Raw genomic sequence first — 16,537 nt, 5'->3', positions numbered from 1 at the left:
CCCTGCAGAGGACTTTCTAATTGATCTGCAGGCGCGTTTCCACTTCGGAAACGCCCGGCACGGCCCAGGCGGCCCATTTCACATCGTCCCGCTCCTCGGCGGAGTGAACGGTTCCGCTCAGGATGACCTTGCTGCCGGTCACTTCAATGTCGATGTTATCCTTGTCCTTGTTGGGCATGCGTTCCAGGGCGTGTTCGATTTTGGCTTTGACGTCCTCGGGCAGGACCTGTCTTTCGATGCTGATATGGTTCGCGACCTCCGTGATACCGGTGAGATTGCGCAGGGCTTTTTCCGCCGCGCTGCGCTGAAAATCCCAATCCACATGACCGCGCAGGATCACGCGTCCTTTCTCCACCGACACCTGAACGGAGGCAGGGACCAGAACATTCCAGGCCAGGGTATCCGCCGCGGCCCGGGCGATTTCGGTATCGGAACGCATGTGGCTGCCCGGGAGGATGACCTCAAGTTCATCGGCGATGGCCTTGACCCCATGCACACGAAAGCAGGCTTTTTCTGCGGCATATTTCTCGGCGTAACTGGAAACTGAGCCGGTGAGCGTCACAACCCCGTCCTGCACCGTCACGCCAACGCGTTCCGCGGCGATGACAGGACTATAGTCCAGAGCGGCCATGACGTCTTTTTGAATCTGGCGATCGTTATTCATGACGGACTCCTTGAAAGCTGAGTTTCACTGGAAAACTCACCCGGGGAGAGTCATGCAAAAAGAGCTCCTTATCGTCGCTGCAAGGAGCTATCGGGAACGTATTAACGCCGCTGCAAGGAGCTATCGGGAACGTATTAACGCCGCTGCAAGGAGCTATCGGGAACGTATTAACGCCGCTGCGAGTAGCAATCGCGACAGACGGAGAATTGCGAGAACGGAGGCATCATCGCTTTGCACTCCGTGCAGAACGAAAGCGGCAGACCCATGGTCTTTTTCCGCGTCACGCGTTTGTTACCCGCCAGGAGTTTATTGATCAGGCCATCATAGAAAGCGGCCAATTCCTGAGCCCTTTCCTTATCCTGGAAAATGTCAGGTTTCTTGTTGGCAAACCAAAGGTACACCGTCAGGTTTTTACGCTGAGCTTCCGCATACTCCAGTCGCGCGCCGGGATCTTCATAGATGAAAAGATCCACGGTGTTCTTCTCCTTGTTCAGCACCTTCTTGTATCCAACCGCAAGGTCCAGGAAGTACGAGAAGGCATCCTCGCTCTTGGTATCCGCCGGGGCGATGCCAAAGAACCAGCGCACGCTGAGCGATGACGCATCCGTGCCGAAGATCCGATCCATCTTCTCTGCCACCAGCAGGGTTTCCTCGGAGATATCCACCGAAAAAATCTCGTGGCCGATTTTCTGGAACTTCCGGAGCGCAAATTCCAGACTGTAGTTGTTAAAGCTTTCGCAGATCTTCCGAATGTGCGCCGCGGTCGGCTTCATATGGACGTCGGTCAGACCCTTTTCCGATTCAGGAGCTTCATAGCGCTGCCTCAGAAAGTGCAGATCCTTCGCATCATAGCTGGTAATGATGCCGGCCTCCGAAGCGATTCCGTAACGTCCAGCCCGTCCCCCGATCTGCTTCACTTCCTGGGGAGCCAGGCGGCGGAAGCCTTCACCATCAAACTTTTCGGTTTCGGTGAAGAGGATCTTATGGATCGGCAGATTCAGGCCCATGCCCACGGCGTCGGTGGCCACCAGGTAATCCGTCTCGCCATCACGGAAGCGGCGGGATTGCTCCTTGCGCACCTCCGGCGAGAGCGCCCCGTACACCACCGAGACATTGGCGCCGGCACCTTCCAGCATGTCCTTCCAGAGAAGAACATTCTTGCGGGAAAAGCAGATAAAGGCCGTGCCCGGTTCCGGCAGTTTCTTGGGGTCTTCCTTGTATTCGGCAAAGACCAGAGGTGACATCCTGTGGGTGTAGACCACCTCAATCTCATCACCAGTCAGCTCCGCAAGGTCGCGCAGAATGTTTTCCACGATCGGCGCGCCGCAGAGGTAAACGACATCGGCCGCAATCCCGATCGCAGCGTTGAGCCAGTAGCCCCCGCGATCCTTGTCGGTCAGCAGCTGAATCTCATCGATCACGGCCACTTCATAGTTCTGGTTGAAGTCCGCGGTCTCGATCGTCTGACAGACATGAGTGGCGCCTTCCAGATCCACGCGCTCCTCGCCGGTCAGAAGGCCAACCTTGACCCCCTTTTCGCGCAGACGATCATAGTTTTCCAAAGCCATGAGCCGCAAGGGCCCAAGGTAAACGCCGGAATGGGCGGTGCGAAGCGCTTCCATCGCCGCATGGGTCTTGCCACTGTTGGTGGGGCCCAGGAAGGCGACCATCTTCCGCTTCTTCGCCCGCGCGGCAAAGAACACGTCCTTGTAATCGGAAAATTCACGATTTTCCCGCAAAGCGGCAATCAGTGCAATTTCAAGCGCATTCTTCTGACGCTTGTTCGCGGCTTTCTTTTCCTTTTTCTCGGCTCGTGCCTGATCCTTTTCGAAGTCGGGCGAGCTGTTCCGATGGGCCTGCTTCAAGGACTGGCTGGCCACGCGATTGACGCTTTTGATAAAGGTTTTCTGCGTGGGCTGCACCTTGGGAGCACCGAGACCGTCGTTCCAACGATGGTATTCTTCAAGCAGGCTTTCAGGCGTATGCGAGCCCGAGCGGAATTTTTTCAATATTTTTTTGACGGCTTCCTGCTGTTCAGGAGGCAGGTCCAAAAAGAAGGGCACATGTTCCACACGCGCGTCCCGCCCATGTTGAACAAACACGGCCCTGAGTTTTTCTGTGAGTTCTATTCTTTTGTCGGTTGTTAATGTCATCAAGTTTCCAAGAGGTAATCAAACGGTAGGTCATCTGTGGATATATAAGATGTATACGGCGTTTGTCAAGGAATGCGTCGATTGGTCCATGCCATATGACGCATCCAATTCGGTGGGAGGGCTGGATTCAGCTGGGCAGCACGGCCTGTGCAGGCTGAGAGTATTTGTCCAGGAGAGGTTGGCGCATGGAGCGCAAGGCCCGCAGGGCATGCTCACGGCAGAGCTCAATCTCCTGATCCGTCACAATCCCATTGGGACTGCGAATGGTGGCGAGGCGGGCGCCATGTTTCTTGGCCATTTTATAGATCTCGATCACCTTGCGATAATTGATATTCCGCGACAGCGTAAAGGACTCCAAACGACCTTCCAGAGCCAGGAGCGCGGTTTCAGCCAGGCAGGCATAGACCACGCTCGCTTCCAGGCCGATATCGCAGTCGAGGTTGACCTTGCCAGGCAGTTCGATCTCACCGCTTTCAATGATGAGCACATCGGGACGACGAATGGCTTCACTCGCGGTAAAGGTCAAGGGCCGGCCCACATCACAGATCAGGGCTCCGGGTTTGATGCGATCAATCGAAAGCACTCCGCCTTCGGTGGCGCTGGTCGCGATCACGATCAGATCCGACTGTCCTGCAAAGCGATCGGGCTGGGTGCTGACGGTCAAGCGGCAGTGCGGTGCCGTCTGCTGAATCTCATCGCGCAGGGTCATAAGCCGCGCTCCGTTGGTGGCCACCAGCACCACATCGGTGAAGATATCGGCAAGGATGCGGGCGCAGACTTTGCCGATGCTGCCGGTGGCCCCGATGACCATCGCCTTGCCTTGCGTTTTCTTCCGTTTATCCTTGCCGATGGGGACAAAGCCAAGTTTCACGAGGGCATCGCGAGCCGCCCACAGCGTGGCCGCGGCCGACAGGGAATTGCCGGTAGTGACAGGAATGGAACTGCGCTGGGCTATGGTCACGCCCGCGTCGCCGACGATTTTGGTGAACGCGCCGAGGCCGATGATTTCCGCGCCGCGTTTTTTTGCATCTTCTGTGATCGCGAGAATCTTTGCATAGATCGCATCGGGATTGGCGGCCAGCATCTCCTTGGGTGTTGCAAAGAGCGTATAAATGAGGCCTTCCGCCATGCTGCCATCGGCCATGCTCTTGATGCCTTTGATCTGACCGTAGAGGACGCCGGGGGCTTTGCCGATACCTTTTTCCATCCACGGCTGCACACGATCCGGCAGCCAGGTCAGCGGCTTCAGCACCGGGTGACGGAAGAGATCGCGACGGCTCAGCGGATGAATGACAAAGGCAAAGCGCCGAATGGAACCCTCGCGCTCCGGATGCAGACGCTGCAGGCCGGGATTGACCCGGTGGGTGGTCAGAAACTCGAGAATATCGTCCTGGTTGAGCGTTTCGTCGCTGTCCTGACACAACTGAATCAAGGCCTCGATCACGGGATAGGGCAGGTCCTCGCTGAGAGAGGGAATTTGGGGTTTGAGCCAGAAGGCGTTGAAAACCTTGGCGGCGCGCAGGTCCGCGGCCAGCTCCGGATTCATATCATCGAGCAGAATCGTCCTGTCCGCAAAATCGTGAAGATCAAAGCAGCGAATCACGTTGCTCGTGCCAATAAAATAATCGGCCTGCAGAGCCTTGCGGACCATCGGATTCAGGTTCATGGCCGACAGTTGAATCGGCTGGCAGGGCTGGACCACCGTATGATTCTGCAGTGAGCGTCCTGCGATGTTTGCATAAGTACGCAGGGCCTTGACGCCACGCAAAGCGGTGGGCACCTGGTACTGCAGGCAGGGATCGAAAAAGTATATATCCTTGGCCAGGCTTTCCAGAGCCGGCAGCGCATCAAACTGGGTCAGGCCGGAGAGAAACGTCAGGGTACTGTTCTGTATTTTCAAATCGCCTTGCTTGATGGCATGCTGCAGGGTCCAGTCAAAAAAGGTGGAACGCAAGAGGTGTCCGGTGACCATGGGCGCCTGCGTCACCTCCTGATGCAGGCGCGTCAGAATCCGATGCCGCAGGGTCCTGCGGCCGATATAAACAGGCGCCGGGATGCAGCCCAAAGCGAGGACATCGCATTCACCCTGATACTGTGAGACGAGTCGGAACAGGAGGTCTTCATCATAATCCACCCCGTAATGGGTGACATGGATGGATTGTCCTGCAAAGTGCAGGATACGATCAAAATTCTGACGTGAGGAACCCAGACTCAGGCTGATAATCCGTTTCATCGGGTTTGGCCTCCTTTAAAAAGATGCTCCTCCGCATAGCGGAATAGAGTGGGCGCGTATTCCTTGTAATGAGGGAATCGCAATGTCGGCAAACATTCCTGCAGATGGGTTGATTGAAAATGCGTGGGACTGTTCAAGGTCGCCAGCATATCCAAAGGCATATGGAAGTATTTCCAGATCGCCTTCGGCACCCGATCATAAGGCAGGGCCAACGGTTCCATATCGAGCCCGACGTGGGCCATCATTTCTGCGAGCACTTTGCGTGCCGAAATCCCATCATCGCCGCCAAGGATGTGCCAGGTCCCAACGGATGGACGTGAACCCGCTGCCACCAGCTGCTGATAGGCCTGAGCCGCGCGATCAACGGGCAGAAGAGGCAGCCGCGTGGCCTCCGAAAAGACGAAGGGCAGAAAGGTCATCCGGCGCAGGGGCAGGCGCGCACTCTTCAGTCGATAAAGCGCCTGCAGGATGTGATACATGCCGCTGATCCGCGGAAATTCCCCGGTGGCCGTCGAACCGATGATTTCACCCAGGCGCACGACGCTGCGGGCAAAGGGCGCTTCCGTCTGTTGGACCAATTTTTCCGCCGCAAACTGGGCTCCGGCCCAGGCATCGGCATAAGTTTGCTCGGGTATCTTGGTGTTTTCCGCAAAGACACCCGCGTGGCGTCCCGCCACCCGCACGGTACTGGTGTGATAGTAATGTTTGAGGCGCGGCAGATAACGGCAGAAATGCAGAATCGTGGCGGTGCGCACGACATGCTCTTCATAAAGCGCGGCATGCGTGGCCGCGGACCCTTGAAAACCGCCGGCATGAATCACCACCTCGGCATCGACCGCGGCCTTTAAAACCGGCCTCAGGGAGTAATCGGAGTGGGCTTGAAAACGGGCATGAATCCATTGGATGGGAAGCCCGCTTAAGGCTGCCGGGGGTTGTCGCCGACTGCAGGCGAGCACCTTCCAGCCGGCCTGCACGAACTGCTGTCCGAGCTGCTGGCCAAAAAAAGTGCCAGCGCCAATGATCAGGACGGTACTCACGGCCGAACCTCCAGACGACGCGGGGTATCAAAGGCGTTCAAACAGGGCAGCTGATGCGAATAAACCCGCAGCGACTGCGGTTTGATTCCGATCTCCAGCCGCTTGGCGCTGGTGAGCAGTTCCCCGTCTCCGTAAAAAGCCATGTTCTGATCCGTGCTGTCGAGCAGCTCGATCTCTAAATGATCAGTTTCAAAGGAACGCATTCTGGGATCATTGGCCGGCGGAATATGCTGACGAACTCGGTAAAGGCCGGTCAGCAGCTGACAGAGATGATGATGTGTGAAGATGCTGACATTGAATTTGCCATCATCGTTGCGGGTCTCCGGGGCGATTTTAAAGGAACCGGCCACGGAGGGCTGATTGTTGATCATCAACAGCGGACTTTCGAGTTCGCCGCGAAATTCATCACAGGTCAAACGCAAACGATATTTTTTCTGAGGGGATCCCAAAAGTTTCAGGCCCAGAATCAACGTATACATGGGATGACCGATGTTGCTCATGAGCGACTGAAAACCGGGCAGGCTGCGACGCCACTGATTGATGCTGGACGCAACGTCACCGATGATGCCGATGCCTCCATTGGTGGCCATATGAGTGCCATTGACGGTGATGAGGTCGATCACCTTCCACTCATCGAGTCGCACGTATTCCAAAGCCTGCTGGACCCGATTATGAATGCCGAGTTCGCGGGCAAGATCATTGGCGGTGCCAGCCGGTAATACCAGAAAACGGGATTCCTGTTCGGCCAGCTGCTGAATCAAGGTATGAAAGGTCCCGTCGCCACCGACGGAAATGATGACATCCACCTTGTCTGCGGTTGCGCGGTTGATCTCAGACCTGAGTTCGTTTTCGTCACGGGGTGCGATGAAATCCAATTCGCTGCGAAACAGCTGACGACGGATCAGGCTCTCCCAGTCGCGACTTTGTCCTTGGGAGGCGCGGGTGTTCAGAAAGACTCGAACTTTTTGCATGTTGATCAAGCCCTTGCGCGGAGTGGAGCGATTTCCTTCTGCCAGAAGACTCTCGGAATGAGTTATGGCATTTCTTTCGCCGCAAAGCCATAGCCCTTGCTCTTTTTTATTGGACATCTGGGAGGGTTGGCTACCCGGAGGGACTTGTAACCCATATGGCGCTATGGGCCTTGTCCAGGGCTGCGCGGCCCTGGTTGCCCGGAGGCTTTGGAAATTCCTTTAGTGATCAACTCTTTGCATGATGGCTTCCGCCAGGTTGCGATCGATCGGCGCGAAGCGATTCAGGGACGGTTCCCACGCGAGAACTTCGGCGTTGGCGATATCGAACCACCAGCCGTGCAGCTGCAGGCGACCGAGCTCCAGAGCCCGACGAACGCTGGGGTAGGTGCGCAGGTGTTCGAGCTGCTGCAGCACATTGAGCTGGGATAATTGATTATGAGGCGCAAGATGCTGACATTCAATAGTGGACCCGGCATGCAGCTTGACCAGGGAAGGCTCGGCATGACGCAACCAGCTGCGCAGGTTGCCGCCCAGGCCTTGCGTGCCGCGCAGGACAGCGATGTTGGCCCCGCATTCGGAATGGCCGCAGACGATGATATCGCGAACCTGCAGTTGTTCCACAGCAAACTCAACGCCGGCGGCTTCTGATTTGTCGAAAATATTGATGCCGTCTTCACCACAAGGTGGGACGAGATTGCCGACATTGCGAATCACAAAAAGATCGCCAGGGTCCGAGGACGCGAAAAGATTGGGCACCACGCGACTGTCGGAGCAGGCAATCAGAAGGGCGTCCGGCGATTGACCCAGGGCGAGACGGGCGAACGTTTCGCGCCAGGCGGGCTGCACGTTTTCACGAAAATCCACGATACCCCTGATGAGTTTTTTCATGTCGCAATGACTCCTATAGATTTTGATCCTTCGCCGCAAATATGTCCTGGTTTTTCCGTCGATGCAATCCCTGAATCGGCCGTCATTCGAGCGCCCGAACCGAATGGTCCGTCCGCTGATCAATTGCCCGCTTGCCCTTGGCTGCGCTAGACTAAAATGTGTCGTTATTCAAAGGACTTCGGAGAAACTGACATGAAGGTCGTTTGGCGCATGTGTTTGGGCTTCCTCTTCCTCAACGTCATCGGGGGCTGCCAGCCTGTGGAACAGAAGTCCACCCCGCAACCCGGTCTCGACGTTTCACCTGTGCCAGGCCCCGCGGTCCCTCCTGCAGGGGTTTTGCAGGCGGCTGAGCAGAGTCTTGAGAACGGTCAGCCGCGCGAGGTGGTGCGCAATCTTCATGCGCTGAAGGTGAGTACGCCCAGGGAAAGGGCCTGGCATCGATTTTTGCTCGGGGAGGCGTATTTGGATATCGGTGCGGTGGACAAGGGTCATCGTCTGCTGCTGGCGAATTATGAAGAGCTGCGTGATGCGCGGCCGGCCGCGGAACCTGAGGTCATGCGGGTGCTGGCGCGGAGTCTGAAAAAGCTCGGCGCCCATTATCGGGATCGCCGGGATTATGAGCGGGCTTATACGCTGCATCAGCTGCAGTGGCTCTATATGCGGCGGGTGGGAAATCTGCTGGACCGCTTCGATGCGTTGATCAGTCTTGATGTGGATGCCGCTTTGCTCAGGAATTATTTTGCTTCCGAGCAATGGCTGCGGCAGGCTTTGCTGATCGCGCAGCAAATGCCGGAAGGATTGGACAGGCAGCGTTCCCAGATCATCATTTGGAATAATCTTTCCTTAAGTCTCAGCGAACTTCTGCGCTTCCCGGAAGCCGAGGCCGCCGCCGGCGAGAGCCGTCGGATCAGCCAGCTCTATGATCCGGCCTCCTCGAAAAAGGAATACCGCGAGGTCTGGGCCATCGCACAGCAGGCGGAAGTTTTCGCCGCCTGGGCCCGCTACACCGAAGCCAAAAATCCAGCGGAATCGCGGCCGCTTTATGCCAAGGCCCAGGGTTTTGCCATCGAAGCTCTGGCGCTGGCGGACAAGCAGGCGATGGCGGCTGGCGTGCTTGGGAAGCTTGAGCAGCAGATGCGTCGGCACTGTGGGTCCAACTGTCGGCCGGCGGTTGGGGGGTAAAATGAAACCAGGAGCGGGGCTTACATCAGGTCCAAGGCAGTGCTATGCTCGACTGGGCCAGGCGCTGCGTGATATTCCATAGGGCATGGGCTGGCCTGCTCCTTGCACAGCGAGGTGGTACGGGAATTCGGGGAAGGATTCATAATGCCAAAAATTCTGTCATTAAACGAACGTCAAAAAGAGATGTATCTGAAGTATTCCGGGCTCGCGCTGCCCCGCTATACGTCCTATCCGGCCATCACCAGCTGGAAGGATACGTCCACCATTCCTGTCATCAAGGAACAGCTGGATGCCACGGCTCATGATCAAAATGCATTCAGTCTCCATTTTCATGTCATGAATCCCGCCAGCCCCGCGACCGAGGAACTGGTGGAAAAATACCTGCACGGCCTGGAACGCGAGGTGACGCAAATCGCACACCACGTCGACAGCTGTGTGATGCAGCAGGTGCACTTTGGAGGCGGGACCCCGAATTTCCTCCATGTAAAACACTGGCGCCAGCTTTATGAAAACGTGCTGAGTCGCTTCACGATCAGTGAAGAGGCCGAGTGGAGTGTGGAGCTGGATCCGCGCTCGGTGACTGAGGAGCAGATCCGTTATCTGCACGACATCGGCGTCAACCGCGTAACTTTTGGGATTCAGGATTTTGACTCCAAAGTGCAACAGGCCATCTATCGGGGACAGACTTATGAAAAGGTCGCCGAGGCGGTCGAATGGGTGCGCTCGCACGGGATTGCTTTTATTAATTTTGATTTGATTTATGGTCTGCCCTTCCAAACAGAAGAGTCCTTGCAGCGCACGCTGGATCAGGTCATTCAGTTAAGCCCGGATCGCATCGCCTTTTGCCGGCTGGAGGAGTCGCTGGAGACGTTCCAGGATCTTCCCACAGGGGCCGCGCTTTTGTCCCTAAACCTTCTTGGCATCAATCGCTTGCTGGCGGCCGGTTATGAATTCATCGGTATGGATCATTTTGCCAAGGCCAATGATCCCCTGGCTGCTGCAGCCCGCAAGGATCAGCTGCAAAGGAATTTCCTGGGCCTGACCACCGTTGGCAGTCTGCCGCTGCTCGGCTTCGGTCCCTCGGCCATCAGCATGCTGGATGATGTTTACGTGCAGAATCCCAAGGGTGTGGATCAGTGGCTCGGCATGGTGGAGGATCACGAATTTCAACGGAAATCTCATATCGTCACCGAGGACGACAAAATCCGTCGTGAGGTGATCAACCAAATCTTCTGTCATGGATCGATCGACAAGGGTTACACCGAATCGTTCTACGATATCGAGTTCGATCATTATTTTGCGAAGGAACTGCAGAGTCTGAAGACCCTGGCCCAGGATGGGCTGGTGACGCTTGATACCTGGAATATCCGTCTGACCCAGCCGCTCGGCCTCCTGCTCCGGGGGGTGGTGGCTGCGCACTTCGATGTCCATCAACCCTTCGGCCGCGGCTCACAGGTCGGGTGAGAATTGAAAACGCCAAGGTCGGTCCACGTTCTTCGTGATGCCGACCCGTGGTCCGTGACTGTACTTTGTCACGGCCTGACTCGGCGGACCGAGCTGGAGTTCACTCTTCTGATCCGGAAAGCCTCCATTCAAACTCAGATGGATGTCCATGGCCTGGGCCAGCTTCCCTGGACCGTTGCATAGTCCCCGCAAGGGTTTGGGTTCCGGCCACTTGCGGAGCTGCCGCATGATGTCGATGCCCCAGAGCGGTTGAATGCTGCGAATGAGAACCGCCTCGCCCTGGCCTTCGTCCCCGCTGCTGATATTCAAACAGAAGTGAATGCCGTAGATGCGATAGACATAAAGCGTGCCGGCCTTTTGGAACATGGCTGCGTTGCGCTGGGTCTGGCCGCGAAAGCTGTGACTGGCTTCGTCATCCTCGGTATAGGCTTCCGTTTCCGTGATGATGCCACCGACCCAGCGTTCCCCGATGCGGCGCACCAGGGTGCAGCCGAGCAGAGCCACAGCGAGTTCTGGCGCCGGTCGTTCATAGAAGGCGGCCGGCAGAACCTGATCAAGCATGAGGACTCCGCGACTCTCCGGTTTGTTTCAACAGGGCTTCCAATTTCAGGATGGGTTCACCCAGGGCTGTCTTCAAGGAGTTGAATTCCTGCTCCGCTGCGCGCAGATAATTGCCGCGCCGCGTGGCCAGCATCAGGCGGTTTTTGGGGGTATGTTCGCTGGCAACAAATTCCGTGGCGGTGACTTCATAGCCGCGGCTCCGCAAAAGGAGAGTGCGCAGCATATCGGTCATGTCCGCCGCGACCACACGCCGGAAATGGGGCGCGCGCATCACAGGGCTCATCGGCAGATGCTGCTCGGCGAGCGGCTGATCCTTCCATACCCGGGCGAGTTCCGCCTGACAGCAGGGCGCCACCGCAATCACGTCGGCCTTGAGACGCAGGGCCTCGGCCAGTGCATAGTCCGTGGCCGTATCGCAGGCATGCAGCGCCACGAAACAGTGCGGACGGAGGTTGGCTTCAATCTGTCCAAAGGCTTTGTGATATTCGGTCAACCATGAAAAGGTCTGAAGATCCGCAACAGCGAATTTCAAACTCTGCTGATAGCCGAGCTGCACGGCGCGGGCATTGGCCCGATCCACCATCGCCTGGCTGTGATCGATGCCGATGAGTTCGAGCGGGTGCCGGAGAATATCCCGAAAGTACCAGGCGATCAGGAAACTCAGATAGGCATTGCCGCAGCCGGCATCCACCACCCGCACCTTGGGAAAACTTTTGGCCAGGCTCTTCAGCGAGGGCAGCAGGAGCTGCAGCATATGATTGATTTGGATGAACTTGCGAGTCGCGTCCGCGGACATCGACGCGTCCTTGTTCAGAAGACCCAGGGCAAAGAGAAGTTCGCCCCCCTGCCATGGGGTGAGCAAAAAGCTTTTGCCTGACAGGAACTTGGTGCGACGTTCCGGTGTCCAATGATCCTGCAGACGTTTTTGAAAAGCAGCGGTTTCCATGCGATCCCCCTTGCACAAGCCTCGCAGTTTTAGCGGGGGCAGCGGGGGCTTGTCCAGGGGTTTATCGGGGGCCGGATCCATGCCAATTCGGGAAGGCGATGGCTCGAGGATTGACAGCGTTCGCAAAGGCATGAATGCTCGAGCTTGGGGAGGGCATCGTGTCACATACCAATCGTCGGCTCGGCATTCAGCAGATCATTGCGTCGGGACTTTGTTTTGGCTGTCTCGGTCTGTTCGGTAAACTCCTTTATCAGCATGGGGCCACGGCCGGTGAGCTGCTGGCCTTGCGGTTTTTCTTCGCGGCCTTGATGCTTTTTGCCTGGCACCTGATGCGGGATCCCAAACGTCTGTGGCTGCCCTGGAGGCAGCTGCTCTCCTGTGCGGTGCTCGGGATCTTTGGTTATGCGCTCTTTGCCTGGTGCTTTTTCGCGGCGCTGGGTGGGCTTTCCGCTTCGCTCTCGGTTCTTCTTCTTTATACTTATCCGATCATGGTCACGATCGGAGGCCGTCTTCTTTTTCACGAAAAAATTCCCAGACAGAAACTTTGGGCGCTGCCTTTGGTGGTGATCGGAACCGTCGCTCTGGTTTGGGGCGAAATTTCTGTGGAAAAGGTGAGTGCGGTGGGACTGGGACTTTGCGCGGCGCTGTTCTATTCGCTTTATATTTTGCTGTCGAGTCGTCTCCTGCGGAAAGTGCCGGCGGATATTTCAGTCCCTTACATTCAAAGTTTTGCTGCTTTGATTCTAACGCTACTCTTTGTTCATGACTTCGAACGGATTCAGAATCTTTGGGTCAACGCCTGGTGGATTATCCTGTCGATTGCGTTTATGGGGACGGTCCTGGCCATGAGTTTGTTCCTGGCCGGCCTTCAGAAACTGCAGAACTGGGAGGTGGCCCTGCTCAGCACGACGGAACCCTTGTCGGCCGTGCTGTTGGCCGCCATTTTCCTGGGTGAACGCCTGACCCCCAGCCAGGTGCTTGGAGGCCTTGGCATTCTTCTGGGACTTCTGCTGGTGGCCCGGCCGGTGAAGCGCCGGGCCGTGAACGTCAACTGAAATAACCCGCTTCCAAATCCCAATCGATCCTCGGCGCCAGGACCGCATCCAGCTCCAGCGCCTGCTGAAAGGCACCCTGCAGGTCCTCGATAAGGTCCTGCGGATGTTCCAGGCCAATGGAAAGACGAATCAATCCATCATCAATGCCGGCTTTGAGGCGATCGGCCCTGTCGTAGCTGGCATGAGACATCGAGGCCGGCTGTTCAATTAGGGATTCCACGGCGCCCATGCTCACCGCGCGCTGGAAAAACCGTGTGGAGCTGACGAAACGTTTGGCAGCCTGGAAATCCGCATTCAGTTCAAAACTGACGACCGCCCCGTGGAGGCCGCGCAATTGTTTTTGCGCCAGTTCATGCTGGGGGTGCGACGCAAGGCCTGGATAGTAAACCTTCTTCACTGCGGGATGACTTTCCAAAAACTGGGCAATCCAAAGCGCGCTTTTACACTGTTCACGGAAACGCACTTCAAGCGTTTTGATCCCACGGGCACAGAGGTAACAATCCAGCGGAGCCATGACACCACCCGTGGCGTTCTGGATAAAATAAAGTTCCTTGAGCAGCGCCTTATCCTTCACCACGAGAGCCCCACCGAGCAGATCGGAATGTCCGCCCAGATATTTGGTGGCCGAATGCATCACGATATCCGCACCCAGTTTCAAAGGCTGCGTGGCCACGGGTGTGGCAAAGGTGTTGTCGATGGCCAGGAGCGCACGATGCCGGTGGGCGATCGCGGCGAGGGCTGCAATATCAACCAGCGAGAGGAGGGGATTGCCGGGATTTTCTGCCCAGATCATGCGGGTCGTTGGCCGAATGGCAGCCTCCACCTTGTCCAGATCATCGAGTGGCACGAGCGTGGTTTCGATACCGACGCGATTGAGTATCTTGTGAAGAATGCGATAGGTGCCGCCATAGATATCGGTGCCGGCGATCACGTGATCCCCATTTTTCAAGAGCATGAACGCGCCATGAATGGCCGCCATGCCCGACGCATAGGCCAGGGCTCCCGCACCTTCCTCCAGGGAGGCGATCGTGGTTTCCAGACCGGCCCGCGTGGGATTGCCGCTGCGGCTGTAATCGTAGAGGGCCTCGCTGAATTCACCCGAAGGCGCGAAGGTGGAGGAGAGATGGAGAGGAGGAATCACCGCTCCGGTCAGGGGTTCCTTTTCGTTGCCCATATGAATTGAACGCGTGGAAAAATGCATGCTGTGGTCTCCCTTAAATACAGTGAAAAGCCTGGTCGAGATCACTCAGAAGATCCTGGGTGTCCTCGATGCCAAGCGAGAGACGCACGAGCGCCGGGTCGATGCCCCAGCGCTGCCGGTCGGCCTCGGATGCCTTGTAAAAACTCATGATCGCCGGTTGTTCGATGAGCGATTCCACACCACCGAGGCTGGGTCCGATCCGGGGGAGACGCACCGCATCGATAAAGCGGGCGCAGCCTTCGCGATCGGTCTTAAGTTCAAAACTGATCAGACCCCCGCAGCCGGTGAGATATTTCTGTGCCTGCTCATGGCTCGGATGGTTGGGAAGACCCGGGTAGTAAACTTTTTTCACGAGCTTATGCTGATTCAAATACGCCGCCACCGCGAGGCCGCTTTTGTTCTGCTGCTGCACCCTGAGGGGCAGGGTTTTCAGGCCTCTTTGCAAAAGCCAGGCGGTATGCGGGGCGGCGATCGCTCCGATAATGCCCTGGAGTTTGCGGACAGGTTCGAGGCGCGCGCGGGAACCGGCGAGCACACCCGCGAGCAGATCGTTGTGCCCGCCGAGATACTTGGTGGCGGAATGCACAATATAATCGACGCCCCAGCGGGCCGGCAGATGATTCACCGGACTGGCAAGCGTGGCATCGACACAGGTGGCCGCATCATAGGCCTTGGCAACCTGGACGAAGCGTTCAAGGTCGATCACGGTCAGATGCGGATTGGTGGGCAGTTCAGTAAAGAGCAGACGCGTGCACCCGTTCATGGCTTCTTCCAGCGCCTCGAAATCCCCGGTTGGCACCTGCACACAGTCCACCCCGTAAGTCCTGAGGTATTCAAAACAAAACTGCCGCGTGCGGTGATAGCATTGATCGAAGAAGACTAGACGGTCGCCGGGTTTCAATTCCGCCAGAAACAGAAGGCTCAGGGCCGACATCCCGGTGGTGCAGACGATCGCATCCTCGGTGCCTTCCAGTTCCGCGAGTTTCTTTTCCACGGTGCGGGTATTCGGGCTGCTGTAACGCGCGTATTCATCGCGTTCCGCCGCCGTGCCCTCGAGCATGTCGATCAGCGCTGCGGTGTTATCAAAGGTATAAGCAGAGGAACAGTGGATGGGATCGACAAGACCGTAATCGCTTTTGACTCGTGCCTCGCCTCCGTGGACGGAGAGAGTGGACAGACCTGGTTCACGCTGCGTCATGGCATAAGCTCCCGGTATCAAAGGGTGAATGAGAACCAGGATTTGCTTTGCGCGAAAAAAAAACGCCACGCAAGGGCGTGGCGAGTTTTCTCGAACTCATTTGGCGCTTTAGCAGAGAAAGCTGCAATCGGCCACAAATCCTTTAAACCCACCTTAGTGAGTCGCGGGAAAAGGAGCAAGATTTTTTCCAGGCTCATCCTTAAAAAAGCTACAGCCTGGTGGCAAGCGGCTCTTTATGTCGAACCCATGGACGCCGTAATAGGCCGGTGGCAAGCGGCTCTTTATATCGAATCCATGGACGCCGTAATAGGCCGGTGGCAAGCGTCACCTCGATGCCGAATCCATGGACGCCGTAATAGGCTGGTAGCAAGCGGCGCTTTGATGTCAAATCCATAGGCGCCGTAATGACATAGAATGCCAAAGAGAGGCCGGCCTTGGTCTTGAACCTTCAAGGATTGCGGACGACCTCATACCAGAGATCAATCATTCCGTTTTTAAATGCCGACATATCCGTGAGGCGCAGCTTCTGCTCTTTTCCATCAAAAAGCGCGACACCACTCCCCAACAGAATCGGCACGACCGTGAGACAGATTTTGTCCACCAGGTTGAGTGGGAAGAATTCCCGGTAGAGCGTGGGACCTCCCACGAGCCAGACATTTTTCTGCGCAAGACTCTTCGCCAAATCCACCAGATCACCTGAATAAAATTCGACGTTTGGTCCGGCCGCTGTGAGTTTTCTTTTGGTCGCGACGATCGTCCGCTTCTCCGCATAGGGCCAGCCGAGCTTGAGCGCCAATTCATAGGTGCGCGATCCTATGATATAGCAGTCGATGGTTTCAAGGATGTCGGCCGTCATTTCCATGCCCTTATCATAGGCGCTCCAGGAAACGTCCATCCAGGAATAATCATCATCTTTCTTAGCTATGAAACCGTCCAGACTCGCGACCATATGCAACGTTATGCTCATCGACATCCACCTGGCTT

Annotated in this window: 14 protein-coding genes; 3 read left to right on the top strand and 11 right to left on the bottom strand. The window is 56.6% G+C overall.

Annotated features, from left to right (window positions below; translation table 11 throughout):
- Positions 1–16: 16 nt before the first annotated feature.
- The 6 genes from OLTU_RS18500 to OLTU_RS18475 all read right to left on the bottom strand — a co-directional run bounded on the left by OLTU_RS18500 (position 17) and on the right by OLTU_RS18475 (position 7,946).
- The gene (locus OLTU_RS18500) at positions 17–664 is read right to left on the bottom strand and encodes a BON domain-containing protein (protein ID WP_141734246.1); all 648 of its coding nucleotides are present in this window, start codon (positions 662–664) and stop codon (positions 17–19) included.
- A gap of 167 nt (positions 665–831) precedes the next feature.
- Complete coding sequence (locus tag OLTU_RS18495) at positions 832–2,817, bottom strand: helicase-related protein (RefSeq protein WP_141734245.1); 1,986 nt, start codon at positions 2,815–2,817, stop codon at positions 832–834.
- A 127-nt stretch (positions 2,818–2,944) separates the two neighbouring features.
- Positions 2,945–5,050, bottom strand: coding sequence for a DUF8754 domain-containing protein (locus OLTU_RS18490; RefSeq protein ID WP_141734244.1), 2,106 nt, complete (start codon positions 5,048–5,050; stop codon positions 2,945–2,947).
- The gene (locus OLTU_RS18485; RefSeq protein ID WP_141734243.1) at positions 5,047–6,087 is read right to left on the bottom strand and encodes an NAD-dependent epimerase/dehydratase family protein; all 1,041 of its coding nucleotides are present in this window, start codon (positions 6,085–6,087) and stop codon (positions 5,047–5,049) included. The genes OLTU_RS18490 and OLTU_RS18485 overlap by 4 nt, the downstream gene beginning before the upstream one ends.
- Positions 6,084–7,058, bottom strand: a complete 975-nt coding sequence (locus tag OLTU_RS18480) for a diacylglycerol/lipid kinase family protein (protein WP_176736749.1) — start codon at positions 7,056–7,058, stop codon at positions 6,084–6,086. Before OLTU_RS18480 ends, OLTU_RS18485 begins: the two co-directional genes overlap by 4 nt.
- Positions 7,059–7,277: 219 nt before the next feature.
- A complete protein-coding gene (locus OLTU_RS18475; protein WP_141734241.1) occupies positions 7,278–7,946 on the bottom strand; it encodes a carbonic anhydrase in 669 nt (222 codons plus the stop codon).
- Between the two features lie 192 nt (positions 7,947–8,138).
- Here OLTU_RS18475 and OLTU_RS18470 point away from each other — a divergent pair, with 192 nt between their 5' ends.
- Positions 8,139–9,128, top strand: a complete 990-nt coding sequence (locus OLTU_RS18470; RefSeq protein WP_141734240.1) for a hypothetical protein — start codon at positions 8,139–8,141, stop codon at positions 9,126–9,128.
- Between the two features lie 183 nt (positions 9,129–9,311).
- A complete protein-coding gene (gene hemN, locus OLTU_RS18465; protein WP_218110120.1) occupies positions 9,312–10,592 on the top strand; it encodes an oxygen-independent coproporphyrinogen III oxidase in 1,281 nt (426 codons plus the stop codon).
- Here hemN and OLTU_RS18460 read toward each other — a convergent pair.
- Together OLTU_RS18460 and OLTU_RS18455 are read right to left on the bottom strand one after the other, a co-directional pair.
- Positions 10,578–11,153 carry a DNA-3-methyladenine glycosylase gene (locus tag OLTU_RS18460; RefSeq protein ID WP_141734238.1) on the bottom strand — a complete coding sequence of 192 codons (576 nt, stop codon included), beginning with the start codon at positions 11,151–11,153 and terminating at the stop codon, positions 10,578–10,580. The two genes, hemN and OLTU_RS18460, sit on opposite strands and share 15 nt — an antisense overlap.
- Positions 11,146–12,099 (bottom strand): class I SAM-dependent methyltransferase, encoded by a 954-nt coding sequence (locus OLTU_RS18455; protein ID WP_176736748.1) that lies wholly within the window; start codon positions 12,097–12,099, stop codon positions 11,146–11,148. The genes OLTU_RS18460 and OLTU_RS18455 overlap by 8 nt, the downstream gene beginning before the upstream one ends.
- 158 nt (positions 12,100–12,257) lie before the next feature.
- On the opposite strand from OLTU_RS18455, the gene OLTU_RS18450 reads away from it, so the two are divergent.
- Positions 12,258–13,154, top strand: coding sequence for a DMT family transporter (locus OLTU_RS18450; protein ID WP_176736747.1), 897 nt, complete (start codon positions 12,258–12,260; stop codon positions 13,152–13,154).
- On the opposite strand, the gene OLTU_RS18445 is transcribed toward OLTU_RS18450, so the two are convergent.
- From OLTU_RS18445 to OLTU_RS18435, 3 genes are all read right to left on the bottom strand, one after another.
- A complete protein-coding gene (locus OLTU_RS18445) occupies positions 13,147–14,355 on the bottom strand; it encodes a trans-sulfuration enzyme family protein (RefSeq protein WP_141734235.1) in 1,209 nt (402 codons plus the stop codon). The genes OLTU_RS18450 and OLTU_RS18445 overlap by 8 nt on opposite strands.
- Positions 14,356–14,368: 13 nt before the next feature.
- The gene (locus tag OLTU_RS18440; RefSeq protein WP_141734234.1) at positions 14,369–15,553 is read right to left on the bottom strand and encodes a trans-sulfuration enzyme family protein; all 1,185 of its coding nucleotides are present in this window, start codon (positions 15,551–15,553) and stop codon (positions 14,369–14,371) included.
- 448 nt (positions 15,554–16,001) lie between these two features.
- Entirely contained in the window at positions 16,002–16,520 is a 519-nt protein-coding gene (locus OLTU_RS18435) for a dihydrofolate reductase family protein (protein WP_218110118.1), read from the bottom strand.
- Between the last annotated feature and the right edge of the window lie 17 nt (positions 16,521–16,537).

The organism is Oligoflexus tunisiensis (assembly GCF_001748245.1).
Taxonomy (GTDB): Bacteria; Bdellovibrionota_B; Oligoflexia; order Oligoflexales; family Oligoflexaceae; genus Oligoflexus; species Oligoflexus tunisiensis.
Note: the sequence above shows the minus strand (reverse complement) of the source record. Positions and strands in the feature narration are given on the sequence as shown.

Bases quoted from the DNA above. Each gene is read 5' to 3' on its own strand.
- OLTU_RS18475 (WP_141734241.1), bottom strand. From the start codon at position 7,946: ATGAAAAAACTCATCAGGGGTATCGTGGATTTTCGTGAAAACGTGCAG.
- OLTU_RS18440 (WP_141734234.1), bottom strand. From the start codon at position 15,553: ATGACGCAGCGTGAACCAGGTCTGTCCACTCTCTCCGTCCACGGAGGC.
- OLTU_RS18435 (WP_218110118.1), bottom strand. From the start codon at position 16,520: ATGAGCATAACGTTGCATATGGTCGCGAGTCTGGACGGTTTCATAGCT.
- OLTU_RS18500 (WP_141734246.1), bottom strand. From the start codon at position 664: ATGAATAACGATCGCCAGATTCAAAAAGACGTCATGGCCGCTCTGGAC.
- hemN (WP_218110120.1), top strand. From the start codon at position 9,312: ATGTATCTGAAGTATTCCGGGCTCGCGCTGCCCCGCTATACGTCCTAT.
- OLTU_RS18480 (WP_176736749.1), bottom strand. From the start codon at position 7,058: ATGCAAAAAGTTCGAGTCTTTCTGAACACCCGCGCCTCCCAAGGACAA.
- OLTU_RS18455 (WP_176736748.1), bottom strand. From the start codon at position 12,099: ATGGAAACCGCTGCTTTTCAAAAACGTCTGCAGGATCATTGGACACCG.
- OLTU_RS18460 (WP_141734238.1), bottom strand. From the start codon at position 11,153: ATGCTTGATCAGGTTCTGCCGGCCGCCTTCTATGAACGACCGGCGCCA.
- OLTU_RS18445 (WP_141734235.1), bottom strand. From the start codon at position 14,355: ATGCATTTTTCCACGCGTTCAATTCATATGGGCAACGAAAAGGAACCC.
- OLTU_RS18495 (WP_141734245.1), bottom strand. From the start codon at position 2,817: ATGACATTAACAACCGACAAAAGAATAGAACTCACAGAAAAACTCAGG.
- OLTU_RS18490 (WP_141734244.1), bottom strand. From the start codon at position 5,050: ATGAAACGGATTATCAGCCTGAGTCTGGGTTCCTCACGTCAGAATTTT.
- OLTU_RS18470 (WP_141734240.1), top strand. From the start codon at position 8,139: ATGAAGGTCGTTTGGCGCATGTGTTTGGGCTTCCTCTTCCTCAACGTC.